Origin of the sequence: Novosphingobium sp. ES2-1, assembly GCF_015169775.1 — a bacterium.
GTDB lineage: Bacteria > Pseudomonadota > Alphaproteobacteria > Sphingomonadales > Sphingomonadaceae > Novosphingobium > Novosphingobium subterraneum.
In genome coordinates this window covers 2,145,646-2,171,825 of record NZ_CP063445.1, presented here as the reverse complement: position 1 = coordinate 2,171,825, position 26,180 = coordinate 2,145,646, and the positions used below count along the sequence as shown (strand labels likewise).

At 62.9% G+C, this 26,180-nt stretch carries 30 protein-coding genes and 1 tRNA gene; 23 read left to right on the top strand and 8 right to left on the bottom strand.

Annotated features, from left to right (window positions below; translation table 11 throughout):
* The first annotated feature begins 180 nt into the window (after positions 1-180).
* The 5 genes from bamA (at position 181) to IM701_RS10495 (ending at position 4,873) form a co-directional block, all read left to right on the top strand.
* Entirely contained in the window at positions 181-2,814 is a 2,634-nt protein-coding gene (gene bamA / locus IM701_RS10515) for an outer membrane protein assembly factor BamA (RefSeq protein WP_052242655.1), read from the top strand.
* Positions 2,814-3,497 (top strand): OmpH family outer membrane protein, encoded by a 684-nt coding sequence (locus IM701_RS10510; RefSeq protein ID WP_193826919.1) that lies wholly within the window; start codon positions 2,814-2,816, stop codon positions 3,495-3,497. Before bamA ends, IM701_RS10510 begins: the two co-directional genes overlap by 1 nt.
* A gap of 24 nt (positions 3,498-3,521) precedes the next feature.
* On the top strand, positions 3,522-3,995 hold the full coding sequence (gene fabZ / locus IM701_RS10505) for a 3-hydroxyacyl-ACP dehydratase FabZ (RefSeq protein WP_193826918.1): 474 nt from the start codon (positions 3,522-3,524) through the stop codon (positions 3,993-3,995).
* A gap of 99 nt (positions 3,996-4,094) precedes the next feature.
* The gene (gene rpmE / locus IM701_RS10500; protein ID WP_039337458.1) at positions 4,095-4,319 is read left to right on the top strand and encodes a 50S ribosomal protein L31; all 225 of its coding nucleotides are present in this window, start codon (positions 4,095-4,097) and stop codon (positions 4,317-4,319) included.
* 113 nt (positions 4,320-4,432) lie between these two features.
* The gene (locus tag IM701_RS10495) at positions 4,433-4,873 is read left to right on the top strand and encodes a MarR family winged helix-turn-helix transcriptional regulator (protein WP_062343414.1); all 441 of its coding nucleotides are present in this window, start codon (positions 4,433-4,435) and stop codon (positions 4,871-4,873) included.
* A gap of 3 nt (positions 4,874-4,876) precedes the next feature.
* On the opposite strand, the gene IM701_RS10490 is transcribed toward IM701_RS10495, so the two are convergent.
* The gene (locus IM701_RS10490) at positions 4,877-5,509 is read right to left on the bottom strand and encodes a 2OG-Fe(II) oxygenase (protein ID WP_193826917.1); all 633 of its coding nucleotides are present in this window, start codon (positions 5,507-5,509) and stop codon (positions 4,877-4,879) included.
* Positions 5,510-5,606: 97 nt separating this feature from the next.
* On the opposite strand from IM701_RS10490, the gene IM701_RS10485 reads away from it, so the two are divergent.
* From IM701_RS10485 to IM701_RS10415, 15 genes are all read left to right on the top strand, one after another.
* Complete coding sequence (locus tag IM701_RS10485) at positions 5,607-6,065, top strand: GspH/FimT family pseudopilin (RefSeq protein ID WP_230487669.1); 459 nt, start codon at positions 5,607-5,609, stop codon at positions 6,063-6,065.
* Entirely contained in the window at positions 6,055-6,429 is a 375-nt protein-coding gene (gspI, locus tag IM701_RS10480; protein WP_193826915.1) for a type II secretion system minor pseudopilin GspI, read from the top strand. Before IM701_RS10485 ends, gspI begins: the two co-directional genes overlap by 11 nt.
* Complete coding sequence (gene gspJ, locus IM701_RS10475; RefSeq protein WP_039337463.1) at positions 6,426-7,022, top strand: type II secretion system minor pseudopilin GspJ; 597 nt, start codon at positions 6,426-6,428, stop codon at positions 7,020-7,022. Before gspI ends, gspJ begins: the two co-directional genes overlap by 4 nt.
* Complete coding sequence (gene gspK / locus IM701_RS10470; RefSeq protein ID WP_193826914.1) at positions 7,019-8,002, top strand: type II secretion system minor pseudopilin GspK; 984 nt, start codon at positions 7,019-7,021, stop codon at positions 8,000-8,002. The genes gspJ and gspK overlap by 4 nt, the downstream gene beginning before the upstream one ends.
* A 90-nt stretch (positions 8,003-8,092) precedes the next feature.
* Positions 8,093-8,169, top strand: a tRNA-His gene (locus IM701_RS10465).
* Between the two features lie 153 nt (positions 8,170-8,322).
* Positions 8,323-9,051, top strand: a complete 729-nt coding sequence (ccmC, locus tag IM701_RS10460) for a heme ABC transporter permease CcmC (protein WP_039337467.1) — start codon at positions 8,323-8,325, stop codon at positions 9,049-9,051.
* Positions 9,052-9,058: 7 nt separating this feature from the next.
* Positions 9,059-9,199, top strand: coding sequence for a hypothetical protein (locus IM701_RS10455; protein ID WP_169745750.1), 141 nt, complete (start codon positions 9,059-9,061; stop codon positions 9,197-9,199).
* Positions 9,196-9,675, top strand: coding sequence for a cytochrome c maturation protein CcmE (gene ccmE / locus IM701_RS10450; RefSeq protein WP_230487668.1), 480 nt, complete (start codon positions 9,196-9,198; stop codon positions 9,673-9,675). Before IM701_RS10455 ends, ccmE begins: the two co-directional genes overlap by 4 nt.
* Positions 9,672-11,627, top strand: coding sequence for a heme lyase CcmF/NrfE family subunit (locus IM701_RS10445; protein WP_193826913.1), 1,956 nt, complete (start codon positions 9,672-9,674; stop codon positions 11,625-11,627). Before ccmE ends, IM701_RS10445 begins: the two co-directional genes overlap by 4 nt.
* Positions 11,624-12,172: a DsbE family thiol:disulfide interchange protein gene (locus IM701_RS10440; RefSeq protein ID WP_039337470.1), complete on the top strand. Its 549-nt coding sequence runs from the start codon at positions 11,624-11,626 to the stop codon at positions 12,170-12,172. Before IM701_RS10445 ends, IM701_RS10440 begins: the two co-directional genes overlap by 4 nt.
* A 14-nt stretch (positions 12,173-12,186) precedes the next feature.
* Positions 12,187-12,594: a cytochrome c-type biogenesis protein gene (locus IM701_RS10435; protein WP_062343445.1), complete on the top strand. Its 408-nt coding sequence runs from the start codon at positions 12,187-12,189 to the stop codon at positions 12,592-12,594.
* Complete coding sequence (locus tag IM701_RS10430; RefSeq protein WP_193826912.1) at positions 12,591-13,289, top strand: tetratricopeptide repeat protein; 699 nt, start codon at positions 12,591-12,593, stop codon at positions 13,287-13,289. Before IM701_RS10435 ends, IM701_RS10430 begins: the two co-directional genes overlap by 4 nt.
* A 166-nt stretch (positions 13,290-13,455) precedes the next feature.
* Positions 13,456-15,390, top strand: a complete 1,935-nt coding sequence (locus IM701_RS10425; protein WP_193826911.1) for a potassium transporter Kup — start codon at positions 13,456-13,458, stop codon at positions 15,388-15,390.
* Between the two features lie 96 nt (positions 15,391-15,486).
* Positions 15,487-16,269, top strand: a complete 783-nt coding sequence (locus IM701_RS10420; RefSeq protein ID WP_193826910.1) for a sensor histidine kinase — start codon at positions 15,487-15,489, stop codon at positions 16,267-16,269.
* A gap of 96 nt (positions 16,270-16,365) precedes the next feature.
* A complete protein-coding gene (locus IM701_RS10415) occupies positions 16,366-16,803 on the top strand; it encodes a response regulator (protein WP_230487667.1) in 438 nt (145 codons plus the stop codon).
* A gap of 51 nt (positions 16,804-16,854) precedes the next feature.
* On the opposite strand, the gene IM701_RS10410 is transcribed toward IM701_RS10415, so the two are convergent.
* The 7 genes from IM701_RS10410 to IM701_RS10380 all read right to left on the bottom strand — a co-directional run bounded on the left by IM701_RS10410 (position 16,855) and on the right by IM701_RS10380 (position 23,357).
* A complete protein-coding gene (locus IM701_RS10410) occupies positions 16,855-17,160 on the bottom strand; it encodes a hypothetical protein (RefSeq protein WP_062343423.1) in 306 nt (101 codons plus the stop codon).
* Positions 17,161-17,307: 147 nt separating this feature from the next.
* The gene (locus tag IM701_RS10405) at positions 17,308-17,880 is read right to left on the bottom strand and encodes a urate hydroxylase PuuD (RefSeq protein WP_193826909.1); all 573 of its coding nucleotides are present in this window, start codon (positions 17,878-17,880) and stop codon (positions 17,308-17,310) included.
* Positions 17,881-18,023: 143 nt separating this feature from the next.
* Positions 18,024-18,683, bottom strand: a complete 660-nt coding sequence (locus IM701_RS10400) for an inner membrane-spanning protein YciB (RefSeq protein WP_193826908.1) — start codon at positions 18,681-18,683, stop codon at positions 18,024-18,026.
* Complete coding sequence (gene ftsY, locus IM701_RS10395; protein WP_193826907.1) at positions 18,680-19,618, bottom strand: signal recognition particle-docking protein FtsY; 939 nt, start codon at positions 19,616-19,618, stop codon at positions 18,680-18,682. The genes IM701_RS10400 and ftsY overlap by 4 nt, the downstream gene beginning before the upstream one ends.
* Positions 19,615-20,835: a MiaB/RimO family radical SAM methylthiotransferase gene (locus IM701_RS10390; RefSeq protein WP_062343425.1), complete on the bottom strand. Its 1,221-nt coding sequence runs from the start codon at positions 20,833-20,835 to the stop codon at positions 19,615-19,617. Before IM701_RS10390 ends, ftsY begins: the two co-directional genes overlap by 4 nt.
* Positions 20,832-21,641, bottom strand: coding sequence for a diaminopimelate epimerase (gene dapF, locus IM701_RS10385; protein WP_193826906.1), 810 nt, complete (start codon positions 21,639-21,641; stop codon positions 20,832-20,834). Before dapF ends, IM701_RS10390 begins: the two co-directional genes overlap by 4 nt.
* Positions 21,642-21,692: 51 nt before the next feature.
* Positions 21,693-23,357, bottom strand: a complete 1,665-nt coding sequence (locus IM701_RS10380) for a bifunctional diguanylate cyclase/phosphodiesterase (RefSeq protein ID WP_193826905.1) — start codon at positions 23,355-23,357, stop codon at positions 21,693-21,695.
* A gap of 334 nt (positions 23,358-23,691) precedes the next feature.
* Between IM701_RS10380 and ffh the strand changes: the two genes are divergently transcribed.
* Genes ffh through rimM form a run of 3 tightly spaced genes read left to right on the top strand, consistent with a single transcriptional unit; the run spans position 23,692 to position 26,153 of the window.
* Positions 23,692-25,179 (top strand): signal recognition particle protein, encoded by a 1,488-nt coding sequence (gene ffh, locus IM701_RS10375; RefSeq protein ID WP_193826904.1) that lies wholly within the window; start codon positions 23,692-23,694, stop codon positions 25,177-25,179.
* Between the two features lie 45 nt (positions 25,180-25,224).
* Positions 25,225-25,653 (top strand): 30S ribosomal protein S16, encoded by a 429-nt coding sequence (gene rpsP, locus IM701_RS10370; RefSeq protein WP_039334735.1) that lies wholly within the window; start codon positions 25,225-25,227, stop codon positions 25,651-25,653.
* A gap of 2 nt (positions 25,654-25,655) precedes the next feature.
* Complete coding sequence (gene rimM, locus IM701_RS10365; protein WP_039334736.1) at positions 25,656-26,153, top strand: ribosome maturation factor RimM; 498 nt, start codon at positions 25,656-25,658, stop codon at positions 26,151-26,153.
* Positions 26,154-26,180: the final 27 nt, after the last annotated feature.

Below are 26,180 nucleotides of genomic sequence, written 5' to 3'. Positions count from 1 at the left end.
CGTGGTATTCGGCGGTCAGGGGTGGCAGGCGGATTTCCACATAATGTCTTTCCACAGAAATGCGGGGCAATGTTTGCTTGATTGGCCTTGTGGCATCGGGCAGAGGGCTACATTGCTTGCCGTGGCCGGACTTCCTCGGGGGCGTCCTGCTGCCACTTTATTACGGGATGGCGCTTGGTGATGATTGGACGTAACGCGGGCCGGGCAGAGAATCGGAACGCCAGGACTTCCCCGCTGTGCGCAGGCCTTCTGGCCACCAGCGCCTTGGTGGCTGTTCCAGGAATTGCCTCGGCGCAGGCCGTGGCTCCTGTTTCGCAACCTGCAGCCCCGGCTCCGGTGGTGCAGGCGCCGGTACCTGCCGGAGACGTCATTCGCACTGTGACTGTGCAGGGCTCGCAGCGCCTTGAGCCGGACACGATCCTTTCGTACATCCGCCTGCGTCCGGGCCAGACATATACGCAGGCGCTGGGTGACCAGGCGCTGAAGGACCTTTACGCGACTGAACTCTTCGCCGACGTCTCGATCCGCAACAACGGCGGTGACGTTGTGGTTCAGGTCAAGGAAAACCCGGTCATCAACCGCATCATCCTTGAAGGCAACAAGCGCCTCAAGGAAGACAAGATCCTCCCCGAGATCAAGTTGGCGGCTCGCCAGATCTTCACGCGATCAAAGGTCCGGGCCGACGTTGCGCGCATCATCGAACTCTACAAGCGGCAGGGCCGCTTTGCCGCGACGGTCGAGCCGAAGATGGTCATGCTTGACCAGAACCGCGTCGACATCGTGTTCGAGATCAGCGAGGGGCCGAAGTCCAAGGTTCGTCAGATCAACATTATCGGCAACGAGAAGTTTTCGGACGGGAAGCTTCGCGGCGAGATGGTGACCAAGCAGGCGCGTTTCTTCCGCCTGTTCTCCTCGGGCACCAGCTACGACCCCGACCGTCTGGCCTTCGATCAGCAGAAGCTGCGCCAGTTCTATCTGACCGAAGGCTATGCCGACTTCCGCGTGGTTTCGGCCGTGGCCGAACTGACTCCGGACAAGCGTGACTTCATCATCACCTACGTGGTGGAGGAAGGCGATCGCTACAAGTTCGGCGACGTGAAGGTTGACAGCCAGCTGCGCGATTTCGACAGCGATGCGATGTCCAAGCGCCTGCCGATCAAGGCGGGTGACTGGTACAACGCCAAGATGGTCGAGGACCAGGTCGACGCGTTGACCGAAACCGCAGGCGCGTTCGGCTATGCCTTTGCCGACGTCCGCCCGGACTTTTCGCGCAACAAGGATGACCTGACGATGTCGGTCACCTTCCGCATCGCCGAAGCGCCTCGCGTCTATGTCGAAAGGGTCGACGTCAACGGCAATACGCTGACGCAGGACAAGGTCGTGCGCCGCGAGTTCCGTCTGGCCGAGGGCGACGCGTTCAACACGTTCCAGGTCAAGCGTTCGACCAACCGCATCAAGTCGCTGGGCTACTTCCAGGAAAAGTTCGAGATCGAGCAGAAGCCGGGCAGCGCGCCCGACCGCATCGTGCTTGAAGCTAACGTGGAAGAGCGGCCCACCGGCGAACTTCAGCTCTCTGCCGGTTTCTCAAGCCTCGAGAGTTTCATCTTCCAAGGCTCGATCCGCCAGAACAACTTCCGCGGGCGTGGCCAGACGATTGGCCTCTCGGTCGACTACTCTCGCTTTACGCGTTCGGTTCAGGTGAGCTTCACGGAACCGTACCTCTTCGACAAGAACATCTCGCTGGGCGTTGATGTCTATCGGCGCGACCTCAACAGCTTCAACCAGTTCAACTCCAATCGCAACACGACCTACAAGCAGGCAACCACGGGCTTTTCGGCGCGTATCGGCGTGCCGCTGTCGGAGTACATGTCGCTGATAGGACGCTACACGTTCAATCTCGATGACGTCACTCTGGACCAGAGCACGTTCTATGTGAACGGCCAGTGCAGCATTCTGCTGGCAGGGCGTTACCTGTGCGATGCCATCGGCAAGCGGACAAGCTCCATTCTTGGCGCTTCGCTGGTCTACGACACGCTGGATAACCGCCTGCGTCCGAGCCGGGGCACGCAGTTCGTCGTCGGCGCCGACGTTGCCGGGCTGGGCGGTTCGGTCCGCTATGCACGCATTACTGCCAACGCAGCCAAGTTCTGGCCCGTGGGTGGAGGATTCATCTTCTCCGTCCGCGCCGAAGGCGGCGCGATCAAGGCGCTTTCGAGCCGTTCCAGCGATCCCACCATCGACGACGTGCGCCTGACGGACCGCTTCTTCCTGGGCGAACCCCAGATCCGCGGCTTCGACATTCGCGGTGTCGGACCCCGCGTCCTGCGCAAGTTCCTGACGATCGATACCAACAACGACAACATTCCCGACACGGCATCGACTGACCGCAACCAGTGGGTCGATGACGCTCTGGGCGGCAAGTATTATTACCTGACCCGCGCCGAGCTTGAGATTCCGCTGGGATCGGGCGCACGCGAACTCGGTCTGCGTCCGTCGATCTATGTCGACGCCGGTGCCGTCTGGGGCATTGCCAACCCGCTCACGCAGAACCCGAACAACGTCGTCTATTACACTGATGCGCTGACCGGGAAGATCACGAACAGCCCGACCGCATCGGATGGTACGGCAAACACTGCCACGCGCTATATCGAAGAGTACGTTGGCGATACGCTGTCGCCGCGCGTCTCCGTCGGCATCGGCGTGAACTGGAATTCGCCGTTCGGCCCGTTCCGCCTCGATTTCGCCAAGGTTCTCAAGAAGGCCAATGGCGACGACCCCAAGACTTTCACTTTCAACGTGGGAACCCAGTTCTGATGAAAATCCGTTACGCTTCCGCGCTTCTCGCGGGCCTCGCTGTTCTTTCCGTTTCGCCGACCGCTGCCGTGGCGCAGGCCACCTCGGGCACGGTCACGCCCGGTATCGCCATCGCCAATCCCTCGGCGGTGGTCGCCGCATCTGCTGCATATCAGACCGCCCAGCAGCAGCGTCCGACGACCTACAAGCCGCAGATCGACCAGGCCAATGCACGCAAGGGCCAGATCGAAGCGCAGCTCAAGCCTCTGATCGACAAGCTTCAGGCGGATTCGAAGGCGGCCAACCCCAACCGTGCGGCGCTTCAGGCCCAGTACGAGCAGATCCAGCAGATCGAACAGGCCGGCCAGGCAGAGATCCAGAAGATTCTCGAGCCGCTGAACCTTTCGCAGCAGTACGTGCTCGAGCAGATCGGCGACAAGCTTGACGCTGCCACCCAGGCCGCGATGGACAAGAAGAAGATCACGCTGGTGATCGATTCGCAGTCGGTCATCAAGGCTGGCCAGGTCTACAATCTCAACCAGGACATCCTGACCGAGCTCAACAAGGCCATTCCTTCGGCACAGCTGGTGCCGCCGGCTGGCTGGATGCCGCGCGCGCAGCGTGAGCAGCAGGCTCAGGCTCAGGCCGCACAGCAGCCGGGAACCGCCGCGCAGCCTGCGAAGAAGGCACCCGAAGGCCGCTGAGGTCTTCGGTTTGGGGGCCGGGTAATGTCCAAGGATCAGAACGCGCCGCAGGGCGTGATCACCGACTATGACGTGCGCAAGGTTATGGCGGCGCTTCCGCACCGCTATCCGCTCTTGCTGGTCGATCGTGTCGCTTCGCTCACCCTGAACGAGCGTATCCACGCGGTTAAGGCCGTGTCGATAAACGAGCAGTTCTTCCAGGGGCATTTCCCCGGACGCCCGATCATGCCCGGCGTCCTCCAGATCGAGGCGCTGGCCCAGGCGGCTGGCGTGCTCGCGGTGGAATCGCTCGGCCTCGCAGGTTCCGGCAAGCTGGTCTACTTCATGGCGATCGAGGATGCCAAGTTCCGCAATCCCGTGGAGCCCGGCGTCCTGCTCGACCTGCATGTCGAGTTCACCCAGAAGCGTTCGCGCGTGTGCAAGTTCGCTGGCAAGGCGATGGTCGGTGACAAGGTGACCTGCGAGGTCGGCTTTACCGCGATGATCGCAGACAGCTGAGGCTGCAGCCGCTGGACAACCTTGCGGCTTTCCGCTAGGCGCGCGCCCTTACAGATTCTAGCGGCCGGTCGGAACCGGCTGCGCACCGGAGCAAGACCCATGAAGACTGGCATTCACCCCGACTACCACATGATCAAGGTGCAGATGACCGACGGCACCGTTTTCGAGACTCGCTCCACCTGGGGCAAGGAAGGAGACACGCTCGCTCTCGAAATCGACCCGACCTCGCACCCGGCATGGACTGGTGGTACGCGCCAGCTGGACCAGGGTGGCCGCGTTGCCCAGTTCAACAAGCGCTTTGGTGGTCTTTCGCTCAAGCGCTGAGCGCTGGCAACAGGACATTGACGGGAAGGGCGGCTTCGGTCGCCCTTTTCTTTTGCGTGAACGGTTTGCCATGGCATATTGCTATCACCGATAGCCGTCCTAAAGATCAGGCCATGACGCTGACCAATTCCCTCGAGAGCCGCCTCGGCTATCAGCTCCGCCGCGCATCCGCCGTGATGATGGCAGACCTGGGGCGCGAGCTTTCCGATCTTGACCTGCGTCCGGCCGAAGTGACGACGCTGTTGGTCATCGCCGAAAATCCCGACTGTTCGCAGACCGAGGTCGGGCAAGTGCTGGCGATCAAGCGGGCCAACATGGTTCCGATCATATCCCGGCTGATGGAACGAGGCCTGGTCGAACGTCGGCGTCTGGATGGGCGCAGTCACGCACTGACGTTGACGGACGCTGGCCGCAGGATGGCAGACGATGCCGTGGCGCGGATCGACAAGCATGAAACCCGATTTACCGCCTTGCTTGGGGATGCGGACACGGGCGTTCTGTTTCGGTGCCTTCCGACCATCCGAAGCGCGCGGAGTGGTGAAGAGGAAAGCTGACCGTCAACCCCAGGGTCTTTCACGATACCATTTGGTTATCACGTACTTGAGGCCCTTGCGCACCTTCATGGCATGGTGAAGCGTGGCCGGGTTCACCGAACCATCGGGACGACGATTGTTCCAGCACACCAGCTTGCCTTTTTCGGGCTGGATGATCTTGTCGATCACCTTGAACCGCGTTGCACCGCCCGCCTCGACATCGTTGAGATAGACCATGAAGGTCCACGTGCGCTGACCTGCTACGTGGCAATATCGCTGGAAGTCTGCGCCATGAGGATCGAAGTAATCCGTGTGCGATTTGAATTCCTGCCCCGGTTCGTACCGCTGACCCTGAATGGGTTCGCCGAACTGTCGATCAATTCCCGAGATTGCCGAGATCTTTTCGTCCAGCGCAACGATCTCCGGCTCCTGCATCGGCAGATCGCAGGTTTCGCTCGTCCGGAAATAGTGGTCACCGTTGGCATCTGCGATTGTGGAAGGCCGGCGGTCACGATCGATCCTAGCGATGAGCGAAGCGCATTCCCGATCGCTTAGAAATCCGCGCAGCATGAACATCTCGAGTCTGGGCGTTGGCACGCGCATCATTCCCGGCAAGGTCAGCAAGCGGTCGGCAGAAGCTTCATTGGCGGGCGTCATCGCCGGTTCTCTACTCCAGCGACATGCCAGACTGCAACTTGAAGCCTCTGGTGTCTTGGTCGTAAAACCGTCACGTTCCTGCCGCATGCGAGCTACCGTGCCCTGTCAGAGTCCATCCTGCGCTGTCCGCAACGGCTTCTCGTTGGTCGAGATGATGGTGGTCCTGCTCGTGATGGGGCTGCTGGCGACCGCTGCAGTGCTGACGATCCCCGGCGATGGGCGCAAACTTCGCGACGAGGCCGAGCGCTTTGCAGCGCGAACGCTCGCGGCGCGGGACGAGGCCATTATCGGCGCGCGACCTGTGTCGCTGGTAGTGAGCGAGAGGGGATACTACTTCGAAGGGCGCCGCGAAGGTCGTTGGCAGCCCTTGCCGGGCCGGGGCTTTGAACTTACGGGGTGGAATGCCGAGACCATTGTCGACGGCCAGCGGCAACGCATCGTGTTCGATTCGCTGGGGCTTGCCAGCAGCGAAGCCCTTATCCGCTTGCGGCGTGCTGAAGCGGCGCTTTCAATCCACCTGCGCCGCGACGGGAGCGTGATCGTCGATGGCGGCTGAGCGCAATGGCTTCACCTTGCTCGAACTGCTCGTTGCACTTGCCGTGTTTGCGATCGCGGCGCTTGCCCTGCTGCAGATGGAAGGCGCGAGTATCTCCCGCACCGCAGATCTGGACCAGCGCCTGCTCCGGGAAATCGTGGCGCAGAACATGGCGGCCGAGATACTGACCGATCCAGCGCCGCCGCCTGTCGGATCGGCTTCGGGCACCATAGAGAATGCGGGACGCCGCTTCCAGTGGACCCGCACCGTCGAGATGCAGCAAGATTACGGCGTGTTGCGCATTGCTCTGTCGGTCCGCGAGACGACTCCGGGCGCGCAGAGCCAGGCTTTCACTCTCGATTTCACCAGGCTGCCGGGAGCATGAGGCAGGAACCCTCGCCCAACGGCTTCACCTTGGTGGAGATGCTGGTGGCGCTTGCCCTGTTCGCGGTAATCGCGGTCGGCGCACTGGGACTGCTGCGGTTCTCGGTGGACGCGGAGCTTGCGAGCCGGGACAAGACGGAAAGCATCGCCAGCCAGCGACGGTTCCTGTCAGTTTGGACAGCGGATCTGGCTCAGGCGGTGCCGCGCCCTTCGCGTGACGCATCCGGCACGAGCCACCCGGCCTTCGAAGCCGATACCGATGGCGTGATGATCCGTTTTACCCGGAGCGGCTGGGACAATGTCGATGGCGCGCCGCGTCCGAGCTTGCAGAAGGTCGAGTACCGAATCGCCGCAGGAGCACTGGTTCGCGCAGGCTATCCCTTTCCCGATGGCTCTGTCGCAGAAGCCGGTGCGGATGTTCTCTCCCTCAGCGCGCCGGCCACGGTGCGTTTCCGGGCGAAAGACGGCAATTGGCGCGATCGCTGGGACCCGCAACTGTCGACCGAACTGCCCGTGGCGATCGAGCTGCTGATCCCGCAAAAGGGCGTGCCGCCGTTGCGGGTGGTCTCCCTTGTCGGGGTGAACTATCAGTGAGGCAGGATGACCCTCGCGAGCGTGGCGCAGCGTTGCTCTCCGTCCTGCTGCTGGTCGCCATGATGGCAGTCATTGCGGCGTTGATGCTCGACCGTCTCAATCTGGCCACGCGCCTTGCCGCCAATGGCCAGGCCATGACGCAAGCGAGGCTCTATGCGGCAAGCGCCGAGACGCTGGCGATGGCGCGGATCAAGGCGCTGGTCGAAACCTCCCAGGAAAGAACGGTAGATCGCAGCGGTCTGCTCGGTCGAGACTTTCCGCTGCCCTTGCCGCGCGGCACCGTGATGGCGCGCGTTGATGATGCGGGGAACTGCTTCAATCTCAATTCGCTCGTCGAAGCCGATGTGCAAGGCGCCTTGCGCCTCAGGCTGGTCGGGCTGGGCCAGATGCGGGCATTGATGAAGGGTCTGGCCATTCCCGAAGCGGAAGCGGCCATCATAAGCGATTCGGTTGCCGATTGGATCGACAGTGACAATGCGCCGGCTCCAAATGGTGCCGAGGACGACAGCTATCAGGGCCGGGCTGTCCCGTACCGCACGGCCGGCCGGTTGATCAGCGACGTCAGCGAGATTCGCGCGGTGCGGGGGATGACGCCGCAATTCTATGAGCGTTTGCGCCCATGGCTCTGTGCCTTGCCCGGGGCGGACCTGTCGCCGATCAACGTCAACACGCTGCGCCCGGATCAGGCCCTCCTGCTGACGATGATTGCACCCCAGGCGATTCCCGCGCAGCGCGCCCGCGCCATGTTGGCGGCACGACCTGCGCTTGGCTGGAAAAGTCCCGATGAGGCCTTGCGTGGCGTGGGAGGGGAGGGCGCTGCCGTTCCTCTCAACCAGTTGCAGGTGCGCAGCCGCTGGTTCCTGCTTATGCAGACAGTGACGGTCGATTCGGTCAGCGTGGAGGAGCAGGCATTGATCGATGTCGGCGTGAACCCGCCGCGCGTCGCTTTCCGCAGCTGGGGGGACAGGTTCAGCCGCTGAATCGTCGCCACCCGCAAATTTCCGCTTCCATTTGTCCCGCCTTTCTGCAAAGGGGCCACCCCGCGCAGAGCAAACCTGCGCAGCAATGTGGCGACCGTAGCTCAGTTGGTTAGAGCGCCGGTTTGTGGTACCGGAGGTCGTGGGTTCGAACCCCATCGGTCGCCCCATTCTCTCCTGACATCAAAGGCATTTTCGCCATGTCGTATCGCCTTTTGGTACGGCTCGGCGCCATTGCGCTTGCCCCGTGGCGCGGCAAGTGGCAGAGCGATAATGGACCGGCGGCGGGGGTCGCCGGGAGAAGGATCAGATTCCCCGCGCCCATGCACGGATTTGCCAATCCCGCCCGTTTCCTGCGCCTTGCCCGCTGGATGATGCCGTTGCTTCTGGTGTCCGGCCTGCTCCTGTCGATGGGGGCGGTACTCTATGGCGCAATCGTTGTGCCGCCCGATCGGCTCATGGGCGATACGGTCCGCATCCTGTTCATTCATGTTCCGGCAGCCTGGCTCGGGATGGCTGGCTGGTCCACCATTGCCATCGCCAGTCTCGTCGAGCTCGTCTGGCGGCACCCGTTGGCAGCCATTGCAGGGCGGGCGGCCGCGGTTCCCGGCGCGACGTTCACGGCAATCTGCCTCGCCACCGGCTCGATCTGGGCGCGGCCTACGTGGGGCACGTGGTGGGTCTGGGATGGGCGCCTTACCAGTTTCCTCGTCCTGCTGTTTCTTTACTTTGGCTATATCGCACTGTCCGGCGCGGCGCAGCGCGACATGGCAGGCGGAGGTGGCGGCAGTCGCATCACGGCTATCTTCGGGCTGGTCGGTGCCATCAACATCCCGATCATCAATCGTTCAGTGGTGTGGTGGAACAGTCTGCATCAACCTCCATCGATCACGGCCGGCAAGTCTGCAATTGATGGAACCTTTCTGTGGCCCCTGCTGATTGCCGCACTCGGCTTCAGCCTCGTGTTCGGCGGCGTGGTCCTTGCGCGGATGCGCACTCTTCTGGCCGATATCCAGGCCGAGGCGCGGCTGCGCCGGAAAGCGATGGCGTAAACGTACGATGCGCGAAGGTCTTCAGCAGTGGGATTACGTGGCAGCAGCCCTGGCAATCGGCGTGATCGGCACGCTGGTGCTGGTCGGCTGGACGCTGGTGGCGATGATCCGGGCGGAACGCCGTCGTGACAAGGTGAGAGGCAAGTGAGCAGCATTTCCAGCGGCGGGCCAACCGGCGGCATCAAGCCGAAGCATCAGCGGCTCGTCCTGCTGGTCATTGCACTTGCTGCGCTGATCGGGGCGGGGCTCCTTGCGGCCTATGCCTTGTCCAACCAAGCCAGCTACTTCTACGTGCCGAGCGACCTGGTGAAGGACAAGCCGGAGCAGGGCCGCGCCATCCGCCTCGGCGGCATGGTCGAGCAGGGCTCGCTCAAGACGCAGGCGGATGGCGTAACGATCGATTTCATCGTCGGCGATGGCAAGGCCCGCGTGCCGGTCCGTTATACCGGCATCACTCCGGACCTCTTCGTCGAGGGATCGGGCGTCGTCGCCGAGGGCCGGATGGAGGGCGACACCTTCGTCGCTGACAATCTTCTCGCCAAGCATGACGAGAAGTACGTTCCCCGCCAGATGGGCGACATGACCGCCGCACAGGCCAAGCAAGTGGTGGCCGAAACCAAATGATCGCAGAACTCGGTCTTGCCGTATTGTGGATGGCGGCAGCTCTTGCCGTGTTGCAGCTGTTTGCCGGGTTCTCGGCGCTTCGGCCGGGCGGCAAGGTGCTGGCCGGCGTGGTTCGGCCGCTTGCAGTGATGCAGGGGGCACTGGTTGCGGTGTCCTTCCTCTGCCTGATCGACCTGTTTCTCGAGACCGATCTTTCGGTGAAGCTCGTCGCCGAGAACAGCCATTCGATGAAGCCATTCATCTTCAAGCTGGCTGGGACCTGGGGCAACCACGAAGGCTCGATGCTGCTGTGGGTGACGATCATGGCGGTTTCGGGCGGCATCGTTGCCCTGGTCGAGAAGCGCCTGCGCGAGGAAACGCTGCTGGCCACGCTGGCGGGGCAAGCCTTCGTCAGCCTTGGCTTCTATGCCTTCCTGCTCCTGTCGTCGAACCCGTTCGAACGACTGCCGGAACCGGCACCGGAAGGGGCAGGGCTCAACCCGCTTCTCCAGGATATCGGCCTCGCGTTCCACCCGCCGACGCTATACGTCGGCTATGTCGGTCTTTCGGTCGCCTTCAGCTTCGCCATTGGCGCGCTGATCACGCGCGATGTTGGTCCCGCGTTTGCCCGGGCGATGCGTCCCTGGGTACTTGGTGCGTGGATTTTCCTTACCATCGGCATCACTGCCGGTTCCTACTGGGCATACTACACGCTCGGCTGGGGCGGCTGGTGGTTCTGGGACCCGGTCGAGAACGCTTCGCTGATGCCCTGGTTGGCGGCGACGGCGCTGCTGCATTCGGCTTCGGTGCTGGCGAGCCGCAATGCCTTGCGGGCCTGGACCGTGATGCTCGGCGTGATTGCTTTCTCGATGTCGATGGTGGGCACGTTCCTTGTCCGCTCTGGCATTCTGACCTCGGTTCACGCCTTCGCAGTCGATCCTGAGCGCGGCTCGTTCATCCTTGCGCTGCTGGCGATTTACATCGGCGGTGCATTGGCTCTGTTCGGCGTTCGCGCCTCGACCGTCACCGAAGGTGAGCGGTTCAGCGTGTTCAGCCGCGAATCCAGCCTGGTGTTCAACAACGTGATGCTGTGCGGCATTCTCGGCATCGTGCTTCTGGGCACGCTTTACCCCCTGCTGACCGAGGCGTTCGGAGCCAAGGTCTCGGTCGGTCCGCCGTATTTCAATCCGGTCTCGGCCATTTTCGCGATCCCGATGATGATGGTCATGGCGGTCGGACCATTGCTGCGCTGGCGCAAGGACAAGCCGGGGCGGATAACCGCCACCGTCGCGGTGCCCGCATTGCTGGCGGCATTGGTGCTGCTGGCCGTTGCGGTCATGGCGCCGGGCATTCGTGTGCTGCCGATGCTGGGCATCGCCGTGGGCGCAGGGCTCGCAGTGGCGAGCTGGTTCCCGCTGCGTGGCCGCAATCTGCGCCGCACGCCGCTGGCGGTCTATGGCATGGTTTTCGGGCACTTCGGCATTGCCGTGGCGCTGCTTGGCGCGGCGGCGGAAAGTGCATTCTCGACCGAGCGCCTCGCCGCCATGAACGTGGGCGATACGCAGACCGTTGGGCCGATCTCGCTCAAGCTGCAAAGCGTCGAGCCGGTGGCGGGTCCGAACTGGACCGCGCTGGAGGCCACCGTCAGCGCATCGTACAATGGCGGTACGCCGGTAACGCTGCACCCGCAGGCGCGCACTTTCACCTCGCCGCCGGGCGAGCGCACCGAATCCGCGCTGCACACGCGGTGGAACGGCCAGCTCTACGCAGTCTTGGGCAACGAGGGTGAGGACGGCCGCTGGCAGATGCGCTTCTGGTGGAAGCCCTTCGTGCCACTGCTATGGCTGGGTGGCCTGCTCGTGGCCTTTGGCGGCCTGCTCGCCTTGATTGGTCGCGTGGCGCACGACGTCCGTCGCCTGCGCGCTGAAGGGAAGATTGCCTGGCGCAAGTCGCAGCAGGAGCAGCTCAAGTGACCGAGCCCGCGCCAAAGCGCTCCAGACTCGCCATCTGGCTGCCACTGATCCTGTTCGGCGCGTTCTTCGCCCTCGTGATCTGGGGCCTTGTTCGCCCGGCTGACCGCGAAGTCGCAAGCACCTTCATCGGCAAGCCTCTGCCGAGTTTCGATCTCCCGGCAGCAACCGATGACAGGCCTGGGCTGAACACTGCAGAGATGAAGGGCAAGCCAAGGCTGCTCAACGTCTTTGCGAGCTGGTGCATTCCTTGCGCCGTGGAAGCCCCACAGTTGGAAGCGCTGCGCCAGCAGGGCATCGAAATTGACGGTGTTGCCTTGCGTGATCGCAAGCAGGACCTTGAGGATTTTCTTGCCAGAAACGGCAATCCCTTTGCCCGCATCGGCAAGGACGACCTCTCCGAAGTGCAGCTCGCCATTGGCTCATCCGGCGTGCCGGAGACGTTCGTCATCGATGCCAAAGGGGTGATCCGGTACCAGCACATTGGCGAGATTCGCCCCGAGGATGTGCCGCTGATCCTTGAAAAGCTGAAGGAGGCGCAATCGTGAAGCGCCTGTTCCTCATGATCGTGGCGTTGCTGGCGTCTCAGCCCCTGTTCGCTCAGGATCAGCTGCCACCTGCGCCTTATGCCTACAAGCAGCTTGAAGACCCGACGCTGGAGGCCAAAGCACAACGGCTGATGGAAACGCTGCGCTGCCTCAAGTGCCAGAGCCAGGCCATTTCGGATTCCGATGCGCCGATGGCCGGTGACATGCGGCATCAGGTCCGCACCCGCATCAAGGCGGGCGAGGATCCCGAGGCCATTCGCGCCTGGCTGGTTGAACGCTATGGCGATTACGTCAGCTACGCGCCGCAGAACAAACCGATCATGTGGCCGCTGTTTGCGGCACCGCTCGTCATTCTGCTCCTCGCTGCCGTTCTGCTGCGGGGGCGCTTCCGCAGGAGCATCAAGCCGGAGGACGGCCAATGACCTGGGTCCTGATCCTGCTGATTGCCGCGATCGTCTTCGTGCTGTTGGCTTTCGTGTTGAAGATGCCGCGTGCCGGCTGGGAACTGTCAGGCGCGGCGTTGCTCGTGGGGATCGCAGGCTATGCGCTGCAAGGCCACCCGGGCGCGCCCGGCGCGCCCAAGGCGCCGATCGAGAACAAGCGCGCCGCAGACGAGGCTCTGGTCAAGCAGCGCCAGCAGATGGGTGACCAGTTTGCCCAGGGGCAGAGCTGGATGATCCTGGCAGACGGACTTGCCCGGCAGGGGCAATACGGCGCGGCCGCGGAGGTTTTGCGCAAGGGGACGCAACAGTTCCCCCAGGACGCCGACTTGTGGGTATCGCTCGGCAATGCGCTGGTCGGTCACAGCGATGGCATAATCACTCCCGCAGCGCAGTTCGCGTTCCAGAAGGCCGCGGCGATTGCGCCGGATCATCCCGGCCCACCGTTCTTCATGGGGCTGGCACTCGCTCAGTCGGGCAGGCTTGCCGATGCTCGCGCGATGTGGGCCGAACTGCTCCGGCGCTCTCCTGCAGACGCTCCCTATCGCGCCGATCTCTCGGAGCGAATCCAGCGCATCGACTCGATGCTTGGCGCAACCTCGGGCGCGTCGACTGCCGGAGCGCCGGTTGCGGTGCCCTCAGGAGAGGCTGGCGAATCTGATCAAGCTGCTGAATAAAAATCAGAATTTTCTGATTAGGAACGGCCCCGTATGCCGTTCGTTAGGCTCCCGCGCGCCCGTGTTCCAGCCCATTGCGGGGGCATTGGGGCAGTGCTAAAGCGCCGCGCCGCGCCGCCCTTTCGGCGGTCGCGATCAAGGCTATGAGGCCGGGGGCACTGTTGCCATGAGTAATGCTGTCAGCAATGCCGAACCAGCCCGTGGAAGCGCACCTGCGCATTCCGCAGGGCACGGTCATCCCGGCCATTCGCACGGCCCCCTGCTGAAGCTTGCCGTCGGCGCCATCGGGGTCGTGTTCGGCGATATCGGTACCAGCCCGCTTTACGCGCTGCGCGATACGTTTGCCGGCCATCACAAGCTCCCGCTCGACCTGCTGCACATCTACGGCATCATCAGCCTGATGTTCTGGTCGATGATGATCATCGTAACGTTCAAGTACGTCTCGATCATCATGCGCGCCGACAACAAGGGCGAAGGCGGCAGCCTTGCACTGCTTGCGCTGATCAACCAGCACACTGACGGAAAGCGCTGGGGCAAGGGGATCATCCTTCTGGGGGTGTTCGCCACCGCGCTGTTCTATGGCGACTCCATGATCACCCCGGCGGTTTCGGTAATGGGCGCAATCGAAGGCGTCGCGGTTTACCGACCTGACATGCATCCGCTGATCGTGCCGCTGGTCGTCGGTATCCTGATTGGCCTGTTCTTTATCCAGAGCCGCGGGACCGAGAAGGTTGCTGCGTTCTTCGGGCCGATCATGCTGGTCTATTTCGGCACGATTGCGGTGCTCGGGAGCTTCAGCATCGCTGAATACCCTCAGGTCATCACCGCGCTCAGCCCCCACCACGCGGTCACCATGTTCATCTCCGACCCATGGCGAGGCTTCCTGGCCATGGGCGCCGCCGTACTCGCAGTGACCGGTGCCGAGGCGCTTTACGCAGACATGGGCCACTTTGGCCGCAGCCCGATCCGGATGTCGTGGCTGGTCTTCGTCCTTCCGGCGCTGGTGCTCAACTATCTCGGCCAGGCATCGCTGCTGATCCGCAATCCCGCGGCGCTCGAAAGCCCGTTCTATTATCTTGCGCCGGAGTGGTTCCAGTGGCCGCTGCTGTTCATTGCCTCCTGCGCTGCCGTGATCGCCTCGCAAGCAGTGATCTCCGGCGCATTTTCGGTGACGCAGCAGGCGATCCAGCTTGGTTTCATCCCGCGCATGACGATCAAGCACACCTCCACTGCGGCCGGCCAGATCTACATCCCCGTGATCAACTGGGCGCTGATGATTGCGGTGATCCTGCTGGTGCTGGTGTTCCAGCGCTCATCGAACCTCACGGCCGCCTATGGCATCGCGGTCACCGGCGCGATGCTGATCGACAACTTCCTTCTTGCCGTTGTGCTGTTCAAGCTGTGGCATTGGAAGGCTCCTGCGGCCGTCGTCATGCTGGCCTTGTTCTTCGCGATCGACGGGGCATACCTTGGCGCGAACATGACCAAGATCCCCGACGGTGGCTGGGTTCCGCTGGTGATGGGCATTGCCATCTTCACCCTGTTGACGACATGGTCGCGTGGCCGTGCCCTGATGCGGGAGAACATGGCCGAAGGCACGATCCCGCTTGAGGTGTTCACAAAGTCTGCCCATTCGAGCGCGGCGCGCGTGTCCGGCACGGCGATCTTCATGGCGTCGACTGCCGCTGGCGTCCCTTCGGCCTTGCTACACAACATCAAGCACAACAAGGTCCTGCACGAGCGCGTCGTGATCCTCACGGTCTCGATCGAGGATGTGCCCTACGTTGACGAGGGCGATCGCTATTCGGTCAAGGACTTCGGCAACGGCTTTTACCGGCTGAACCTTCGATTTGGCTTCCTCGAAGAGACGGACGTGCCCGGCGCATTGAAGGGCGTGAGCATGTGTGGCGAGCCGTTCAACATGATGAAGACCAGCTTCTTCCTCTCGCGCCAGACGCTCATCCCCTCGGAAAAGCCCGGCATGGCTTTGTGGCGCGAGAAGTTGTTTGCCTGGATGTTGCGTAATGCGGCAAGCGCCATGGAGTTCTTCCGGCTTCCCACCAACCGCGTTGTCGAACTGGGCAGTCAGTTGAAGATTTGAACGGTCCGCTTCGGTTCGTCCGGTTTTCAGTAGCGGATATTGGAATTCGGGAGAATTCCGTTACTTCTTGCCCAACGTGGCAACAGGGACGCCCACATGGCCGATAGCGCGCTTCTGCGCGAGATTCTCGATGCTCAGCTTGAAACCGTCTGCCGTTTTCGGGCGGACGGCACGATCCTGTTCGTCAATCGCGCCTACGCAGCAACCTTGGGGCGCGAGCCGCACGAACTGACGGGGCGGAACCTGTGGGATTTCGTCACGGGTGAAGATCAGGCGCATGTCCGCGCCATGTTGCTCAACCTGACCCCTGCGCAGCCTGAACTGACCATAGAGAACCGTTTCGAAGCTGCGGGCGGGACCCGGTGGATGCTGTGGCGCAATCACGCCCTCGAATTCGATGATGCGGGCGCATGGTCGGTTGCCCAATCGACCGGCATCGACATTACCGAGCGCAAGCAACTGGAAGAGCAACTCAAGCTGCTCGTCGACGAGCTGAATCATCGCGTGAAGAACACGCTCATGGTGGTTCAGGCGATGGCTCATCAGACGTTTCGTGGCGAAGGCGCAGCCGATGGTCGCATCAGCACATTCAGCGACAGGCTTGCCGCGCTATCCGGTGCCCACGACGCCCTGAGCCGGACAAACTGGGCCGGAGCGCGGCTGGCCGATATCGTGAACCATGGGCTGTTGATATGCAGAGCCGATGACATGCGGATCGATGTGTCGGGGCCGGAAGTGATCATGCCTGCGAATGCCACTGTTTCGCTGGTCATGGTCCTGCATGAACTGGCTACCAACGCCATGAAATACGGCGCGCTGTCGGGCCTTACCGGCCGAGTGACGGTGCGTTGGCGCTCGATGACTCCGAAATGGTTGTAATAGATTGGGTCGAAAGCGGTGGCCCTGAGGTGAATATGCCGGAACGCAAGGGTTTCGGCTCGCGCCTGTTGGCCGAAGCGATACCTCGCCAGCTTGGTGGTCGCGTCGATCTGGACTATGACAGGGCCGGGTTACGATGCCGTATCGCAGTGCCGCATTTCCGGCCATTTCCTGGGACGCAAGATGATTGACGGGAAACGCATACTGGTCGTTGAAGACGAGTTCATTGTCGCGGCAATGCTTTGCGATACCCTGGAGGATCATGGCGCCATGCCTGTGGGTCCGGTCGGCAGGGTGAGCGAGGGGCTGGAGGTGATCGCCGCAGGCGGCATTGACGCTGCGGTACTTGATTGGAACCTTGCCGGGGAATCCGGTTCGTCACTGGCAGAAGCGCTGGCTGCGCGAGACGTTCCGTTCATCATCGCCACGGGTTATGGTTCGGTCGATGCGCCGTTCAACGAGCGGCCAATTCTGAGCAAGCCGTACGTGTCGGCTCATCTCATTGAAAAGCTTTCCGGTCTTTTCACCGGCTGATTTGCAAAACCGTTGAACCCCGGAGCGGCATTGCCGCCCCGGGAATTCAGATCAGTCCTTCTTGGCTTCCGCCACGGATTCGTTGTGAAGGCTGGCTTCGGCTTCGGCGGCTTCCTGCTTGGTAGCCGCAGCTGCCTTGTCGGCCATTTCGTCGGTCTTTGCGGCCGCGTTGTCGACGGCAGCAGCGGCCTTGTCACCCAGCTCGTCAGTAGCGGCCGCCGCGTTGTCGGCAGCGTTGGCAACGTCATTACCGGCCGATTCCGCCGTCGTCTCGGCAGCTTCCTGCGTCTTTTCCGAGCAAGCGGAAAGCGTCAGGGCGGTCGCCGCGGCGGCAGCGAGGATCGTGAACTTGCGCATGTGGTGAATTACTCCCCTTGGTGTCGTACCCGCAGTGCGGGTTGAGGGGGCAACGCATGAACACGCATTAGTATCCCGTCGCAGAAAAAGGGCGCGGCATCCGAGAATGCCGCGCCCCCAGTTCCAGCGCATCAAAGGCTAGAGCCATCAGCCAAGGTTTGCGCTCACCATGCAGTACAGCATCGGCAGCGACAGCAGCAGATTGGTGCGGCTTGCGGCCAGCGCGCGCGGTGCGGCGGCAGCCTTTTCCTCAGCCGATGCCTCGACGATGCCGAGAATCTTCTTCTGGGCGGGCCAGATGATGAACCATACGTTGAACGCCATGATCAGCGCCAGCCACATGCCAAGGCCGATCATGTTGACGTTGCCTTCGCCCGAGAAGGTCATCGCCTGATGGCCGTATCCGTTCACGAACGCGATGACGAGGCCGGTGATGACCGTAAGCAGCGCGGCATAGCGGAAGAAGAAGAACACCTTGGGTGCGATGTGACCCGTGATCGCGCCCTTCTGTTCGGTCGGGATCTTCGGCATGGTCGGCACCTGCACGAAGTTCAGGTAGTAGAGCAGGCCGATCCACAGGATGCCGAAGAAGGCGTGGAGCCAGCGGAACACCGAGTTGGCGTCGACCGGAGCGGATGCGCCGTAGCCCACCATCACCGCAATGGCAGCGACGAGACCGACTACGAGTACGAGATGAAGATTGCCAAAGAATTTGGCCATGTGATTTCCCCCTATGTGCAACCGTCATATGGCAGGAGCACGACCATGCCCCCACGGTTGCCGCGCATATTAGGCAGCGTGCCGCAAATGTCACACAAAATTAGGGTTGGGCTGCCAGCCTCTTCGGGAAGGACAGGCGCGCCTCAGTCGTGCGGAGGGTTCTGTTCCACCTCGGTCTGTTCGTCCATTGCCAACCCGTGCTTCATCAGCATGGGTATCTGGGCGAACGTGAACAGGAACGACAGTGAGGTCACACCCCAAAGCTTTGCCTGCAGCCAGATTTCGAAGTTGCCGTTGGCCGTATTGAAGAAGTACCGCAGGACTTCATTCAGCCCGGCCAGGAACAGGAAAAAGAACGCCCAGTTCCGCGACAGCTTCAGCCAGCCTTCCTCGTTCAGACCATCGAATGCGGCTTCGAGCAGGTAGCGCAGCATGGCCTTGCCCTTGGCAAGGCCAGCGAACAGCACGCCAGCAAAGAGCAGATATATCGCCGTTGGCTTGACCTGGATCCAGAAGGGATCGCCCAGCAGGACAGTCAGCGTCCCGAACCCGAGGATCAGCACGGTCGACAGCCACAGCATCGGCGAAATCTTGCCGAGCCGCAGCTTCGAGACGATCAAAGCCACGACGGTTGCGACCATGAAGGCTGCAGTGCCTTTGGTAACGGCCACCACCTCGGCCAGCCCGGCATCACCACTGTCGCGCTTGAAGTAGCGATAGGCGAGGAAGAACACGAGCAGCGGACCGTAATCGACCAGCAGGTTCAGCCAGGACGATTTGGGCTTCTTTTGGGCCTCGCTCACCGGAACACTCCTGCGATGACCTTGGCGACAAGGTCGGGATCGAACGGGCGCAGATCGTCGATCTTTTCGCCCACGCCGATCGCGTGGATCGGCAAGCCGTACTGCTCCGCCGCCGCCACCAGCACGCCGCCGCGCGCGGTGCCGTCAAGCTTGGTCATGATCAGGCCGGTCACCCCTGCCACTTCCTTGAAGATCTCGATCTGCTGCAGCGCATTCTGTCCGTTGGTGGCATCCAGCACCAGCACCACGTCATGCGGGGCTTCCGGATTGAGGCGGCCGAGCACGCGGCGCACCTTTGCCAGTTCGTCCATCAGCTCGCGCTTGTTCTGGAGGCGGCCGGCGGTATCGACGATCAGGGTGTCGATGCCGGTGTCGGTGGCGGTCTTTACCGCATCGAACACGATGGCAGCCGGGTCGCCGCCCTCGGGGCCGGTGACGATGGGCACGCCGAGGCGATCGGCCCATACCTTGAGCTGGCCTATCGCCGCCGCGCGGAAGGTGTCGCCCGCTGCCAGCATCACGCCGTAGTCCTGCTCCTGGAACAGGTGGGCGAGCTTGGCGATGGTGGTTGTCTTGCCCGATCCGTTGACGCCGATCACCAGGATCACCTGCGGACGAGGAAACGCCACGATTTCCAGCGGCTTGGCAACCGGGCGGAGGATCGCGGCGATCTCTTCGGCCACTGCTTCCTTCAGTCCCCGTTCGTCCACGCCGTTCTCGAACCGGGCGCTTTTCAGGCGTTCGCGGATGCGGTCGGCGGCACGGGGGCCGAGGTCGGACAGGATCAGCGCGTCCTCGATATCATCGAGTTGCTCGTCGCTCAGGCGGCTGCTGCCGACGATCCCGCCGAGATTTTCGGCAAGCCGCTCGGACGTCTTGCGGAATCCGCCGAGGATGCGGTCGGACCAGCTGGGGCTGGCGGTTTCGGCACTCATTCGAGTATTCCTTCAAAAATCCTGGTCGGCGTTACCGTGACGAGGCTCCCGACGGGAGTGCCTTCCGGAACGCGGTAGGTCGCAAAGTGTCCCGCATGGCCGGTTCCGTCGCGCTCGGCAAGGACTTGCGCAGGCGTGCCGAGGAGCGACTGCAGCCAATCCCGGCGTTGCCTGGCCACTTCGGCCCGGACTTCGGCCGCGCGTTCCCTGACGAGCACGGGATCGACTTGCGGCATGCGCGCTGCCGGCGTGCCGGGACGAGGGGAGTAGGGGAAGACGTGGCCGTGGACGACCGAGCAGTCGCGCACGATCGAGACATTGTCGGCGTGCATTTCGGGCGTCTCGGTCGGAAAACCTGCGATCAGGTCGGCGCCGATTGCTATGCCTGGGCGTCGCGCCTTCAAGCGCTGCACCAGATCGATCGCGTCATGGCGCGAGTGCCGCCGCTTCATCCGCTTGAGCACCATGTCGTTGCCGGACTGCAAGGACAGGTGGACGTGCGGCATCACGCGCGCCTCCTGCGTGATCAGTTCGAACAATAGCGGATCGATCTCCACGCCGTCGAGAGAGGACAGCCGCAAACGGGGCAGGGCGGGAAAAGCGTGCAGGATCGCCGCGACAAGATCACCAAGCCGCGGGCTACCGGGCAGGTCCGCGCCCCATGAAGTGACATCGACACCCGTCAGAACCACCTCGTTGACGCCCTCGAGCCGCGCGATCGCTTCGATGACTGCTGCTGTCGCGAGCGAAACGCTGGTCCCCCGGCCTTGCGGGATGATGCAGAAGGTGCAGGCGTGATCGCATCCGTTCTGCACCGGCACAAAGGCGCGTGTGTGAGACGTGCCGCTTCCCCGCGAAGGCAGGGGCCGCAGCCGGTTTACGGAAGGTTCCGTCGCAACACCGAGGTCCCCGCCTTCGCGGGGACGCCATGTGGCGGGCTTCAGCTTGTCGGCATTCGGCACCACCGCATCGACCTCGGCCATTCCGGCGAAGGCGTCCTGCTCGATCGTGGCGGCGCAGCCGGTCACCACGAGCCGGGCATCGGGATTTTCTCGCCGCAGCCTGCGCACTGCGCGGCGTGACTGGCGCACGGCTTCGGCAGTCACGGCGCAGGAGTTGACGACCACGGTCGGCGGTCCATCAGCGAGAAACCCGCTGATCGCCTCGCTTTCGGCAATGTTGAGGCGGCAGCCGAGAGAGACGACCTGTCCGCTCATGTGGGGAAATCAGCGTCCTCGAAGGAGCCTTCGAAGCTCAGCGCGGCAGGACCGGTCATTTCGATCGAGCCGCCTTCCGGCCAGGCGATGGTGAGGGGGCCGCCGGGCAGGTCGACGCGGACCTTGCGGCCGGTCAGCTTGCGACGCATGGCTGCCACGGCGGTCGCGCAGGCGCCGGTGCCGCAGGCGCGGGTCAGGCCTGCACCGCGCTCCCACACGCGCAGTCTGAGGTGATCGGAGCCGACCACGCTGGCAACATTGACGTTCACGCGCTCGGGAAAAACCGCATCGTTTTCAATGATGGGGCCCAGTCTTTCGAGCTCTACCGCATCGGCATCAGGCACGAAGAATACCGCATGGGGGTTGCCGACATTGACGCCGACGGGATTTTCCAACTCTTCCCAGCCAAGCGGCAACTCCAAGGTATCCATGGCATAACTCAGGGGTATCTCCTGCCAGCCAAACCGGGGCAGGCCCATGTCCACGGTCACGCCATCCTCGCCCGCCTCGGAGCGGATCAGGCCACCCAGGGTCTCGATCGAGTTCGTGCCCCCGAGCAGAAGTCCAACAGCCCGGCTGGCATTGCCGCAAGCCTCGACCTCGCCGCCGTCGTTGTTGAAGATGCGCATGCGCACGTCGGCGACCTGCGATGGTTCGAGCACGATGAGCTGGTCGCAGCCAACGCCGGTGCGGCGGTCGGCCAGCGCGGCGGCGCGGCGGGTGGTCATTGCCACCGGCGTCTCGCGTGCGTCGATCACCACGAAATCGTTGCCGAGGCCATGCATCTTGCGGAAGGGAATGCGCATGGCGCGCGACTTAGGGATTGCCGCGCCTCGTGGCAATCATTTCGCCGAAAATCAGGCCGTGGCCGCTCGCGGCATTTCGGGCAGTTCGTTGACCGAGATCGCGGGGGCGCTGGGCAACAGGTTGTAGCTGGCCAGCAGGGCCCGTACGGCGTCTGCGTCTTCAGGCTGACCGTAGAGATAGCCCTGGCCCTTGAAGGAGCCGTATTTGCGCAGTTCGTCGAGCACTTCCGGGCTTTCGATGCCTTCGGCAGTGATCGGCAGGTCCATGCCCTTCCCGAGCGACGAGATCGCTTCGATGATGGTACCGCTGTCCTTGCTCTTGCCGAGCGTCGAGACGAAGAAGCGGTCGATCTTGATCCGGTCGAAGGGCAGGGTGCGCAGCTGCGCCAATGACGAATAACCGGTGCCGAAATCGTCGAGGCTGATGCGGATGCCTTGATTCTTCAGGCTGGTGATCAGGGTGCGCACGACGCCGACGTTTTCATGCAGGCATGTCTCGGTAATCTCGATGTCGAGCCGGTGCGGCGGGAAGTTGGCTTCGACCAGCAGTTTGAGCAGCTTCTGGGCAAACCACGGATCGCGCAGCTGCAGCGGCGAGATGTTGACCGAGAGAGTGAGGCGAGGATCCCATTCGCGCGCATCGCGCAGCGCCTGACGGATCAGGCTTTCCGACAGCTCCGAGATCAGGCCGATTTCTTCTGCGATCGGAATGAAAAGTTCGGGCGAGAGCAGGCCATGCCTGGGGCTCTTCCAGCGGGCAAGCATTTCGAAGCCGGTCAGCTCGCCGGTGTCGAGATCGACTTGCTTTTCGTAATAGGGCACGAATTCGCCGCGAGGAATACCTTCGCGGATGCCGCGTTCGAGTTCGCTGCGGAAGCGCAGTTCGCTCTCCATGTTCTGTTCGAACCAGTAGTAGCGGTTCCGTCCGCCCTTCTTTGCCTGGTACATGGCCAGGTCGGCGCGGTGGATCAGCAGTTCCGCCAGGGTGCCGGCGTCGTTCGGGTCGGCCGGTCCCGTGTTGGCAAGGCCAATGGAGGCTGTCACTTCAAGTGCGAGTCCGTCGATTTCCACCGGGCGCGCGATCGAAGCGTTCAGGCGGATCATCAGGCGGTCGATGGCTTCGACATGATCCGGATCGTAAATGGTGGCAAAGGCGAATTCGTCGCCGCCAAGGCGCGCCATGATCGATTTCTCGGGCAACAGCGCGCGAATCCGTTCGGCGGTCTGCAGCAGCACGGCATCGCCAGCCTGGTGGCCGTGCGCATCGTTCGACTTCTTGAAGTTGTCGAGATCCATCATCATCGCCACCACCTCATGACCGGTGGCCCGGGCGGTGTGGATCATGTCCTGCAGGGCAGGGCCGATACTCCGGCGGTTGAGGCAGCCGGTGAGGGGGTCGGTATGGGCCAGTCTGTGGGCCACTTCCTCGGCAACTCGGCGCTGGCCGACTTCGCGGGTGAGATCGACATAGCGCCGCCAACCGAACAGGAGGAGGGCGATATTGAGCACAAGCGCGGTGCCGAGCATCGGTTCTTGCGGCCTTGCGCCCGTCGCGAGTGAATGCAGGAAATCGCGCAGCACGGATGAGCCGTTCGCCACGAAGAGCAGCACGGCTGCAATGATGACGCCGAGACCCACGATGTCGTGATCTCGCCGGTCCTTGAGCGCGATGCTTGTGGCATCCGGCTCGTTGAACTTGATAGGCGCTGTCGCCATGCCCCCGCTTTCATCTCTGCCGCATGTCCTGCGGCCCGATTCCGTCAGGGCCATGGCTAAGGGAACGTCCTGAAATTTTGGTTAAGGACTGTTTCTTACGCAGGGCAGGCGTTGCGGGCGGACAGCAGGCCGGGTGGCCAATCGGCCCAAGCTGCTTGCCTTGCGGGCAAAGCGAGGCTAAGGGGCAGGCCTGCGAGCGCCATTGCGTCTTGCGGATTCGACAACGGCCCCTGTTCAGGATGCCACACGCTGGTCGGCGAGGTTTCGCCCACCGGCGTTTTTCGCGTTACGCGAAAGTGGTTCCCGATCAAGGGCATGATGATGGGAATCGCGCGTGTTCGACAGTCTTTCAGACCGGCTTGGAGGCGTATTCGATCGCCTGCGTGGCCGCGGCGCGCTGCGTGAGGAAGATGTCCTTGCGGCGATGCGCGAAGTGCGGATCGCGTTGCTTGAGGCCGACGTTGCCCTTCCCGTCGTTCGCCGATTTATTGACTCCGTTTCGGAGCAAGCCGTTGGCCAGTCGGTCCTGAAGTCGGTCACGCCCGGCCAGCAGGTCGTCAAGATCGTCAACGATGCGCTGGTCGAGATGCTTGGTGGCGGCACGGCCGAGCTTGACCTGAACGCCGCGCCGCCCGTTGTGATCATGATGGTCGGCCTGCAGGGGTCGGGCAAGACCACCAGCACGGCCAAGATCGGCAAGTTGCTGAAGGAAAAGCAGGGCAAGAAGGTCCTGATGGCCTCGCTGGACGTCAATCGTCCGGCGGCGCAGGAACAGCTTCGCGTTCTGGGCGAACAGGCGGGCGTTGCCACGCTGCCGATCATCACCGGGCAGCAGCCGGTCGACATCGCCACCCGCGCCGTGAACGCGGCCAAGCTGCAGGCGGTCGACGTCCTTCTGCTCGACACCGCAGGCCGACTCCACGTCGATCAGGCGCTGATGGACGAGATGAAGGCGGTTGCCACTGTCTCGGCCCCGAAGGAAACGCTGCTCGTCGTCGACTCGCTGACGGGCCAGGATGCGGTCAACGTTGCACAGTCGTTCTCGGGCGAAGTCGATCTTACCGGCGTGATCCTCACCCGCATGGACGGTGATGCGCGTGGCGGTGCGGCGCTGTCGATGCGGGCCGTTACCGGCAAGCCGATCAAGTTTGCCGCAACCGGCGAAAAGCTGGACGCGATCGAGCCGTTCCATCCGGAGCGCGTCGCTGGCCGTATCCTCGGCATGGGCGACATCGTGTCCATCGTCGAGAAGGCGGCGGCGACGATACAGGCGGAAGACGCCGAGAAGCTCGCCCAGCGCATGGCCAAGGGTCAGTTCGACATGAACGACCTGCGCACCCAGTTGCGCCAGATGCAGAACATGGGCGGTCTTGGTGTGCTGGCGGGCATGATGCCGGGCATGAAGAAGGCCAAGGCGGCGATGGCGCAGTCCGGCATGGACGACAAGGTGCTGCTGCGGATGGACGCGATCATCGGTTCGATGACGCCCAAGGAACGCGAGAAGCCCGAACTGCTCAACGCCAAGCGCAAGATCCGCGTCGCCAAGGGTTCCGGCACGCAGGTGCAGGACGTCAACAAGCTTCTGAAGATGCACCAGGAAATGGCCAAGGCCATGAAGCAGATCAAGAAGATGGGCGGCCTCAAGGGGCTGGGCGCGCTTTTCGGCAAGGGTGGCCTTGGCGCCGCGATGCCGGGGCTGGACCAGCAGATGGGGCCCGGGGGCTTGGGCGGCGGTCTCGGCGGTCTGGGTGGGGGCGGCCTGCCCGGTCTGGGTTCGGGCGGCTTGCCGGGCAATCTCGGCGACCTGCTCAAGAAGAAGTGATTTCGAGTTTCGCAGTTCACACAGTTTGATTGAAAGGTAGTTCAAATGTCCGTTTCTATGCGTCTTTCGCGCGGTGGTTCGAAGAAGCGCCCGTATTACAAGATCGTCGTTTCCAACAGCCGCGCCCCGCGTGACGGCAAGTACCTCGAGCAGGTCGGCACCTACAACCCGCTGCTCGCCAAGGACGACGAGAACCGCGTGCGCCTGGTCGAAGACCGCGTGCGTTACTGGATCGGCGTTGGCGCGCAGCCGACCGATCGCGTTGCCCGCATGCTCGACAAGGCTGGCATCAAGGAGCGCAAGCCCACCAACAACCCGCAGGCTGGCGAACCCGGCAAGAAGGCCAAGGAGCGCGCCGAGGAAAAGGCCGAGAAGGCTCGTGAAGCTGCTGAAGCCGCTGCTGCCGCCTCGGCTGCTCCGGCCGAGGAAGCTCCGGCTGCCGAAGCTGCTGCTGAAGAGCAGACGGAAGCCTGATCTTGCGCGACCGGCCCGTCACGCTCGCCGCCATCACTGGCGCACATGGGGTGACGGGCGAGGTCCGCTTGAAGCTGTTCGGTGAAGGCGTGGCGGCGCTCAAGCGCTACCGCGCCTTCAACGATTCTGGCGATGGTTCTGGGCTGACCGTCGTAAAGCTGAAGGACGACGGCAAGGGCGGCGCGATCGCCCGCTTTGCCGAAGTGCCCGATCGCACAGCGGCGGAGAAGCTGCGCGGCACGGCGCTGACCGTGCGCCGCTCGGAAATGCCGCCCCTGCCCGAGGGCGAGTACTATCACGCCGACCTGATCGGCCTGCCGGCAGTCTCGACCGATGGCGAGGCGCTTGGCGAATGCATCGCGGTCGAGAACTTCGGCGCGGGCGACGTGATCGAGATTCGCAAGGCCGATGGCAAGAAGTTCATGGTGCCGATGAAACCGCAAGCGGTTCCGGAATGGACCGACGAGCGGATTGTGATTGAGGCGGGCTGGGTCGAGTAGTATATACGTCGCGTATATACGGAGGCC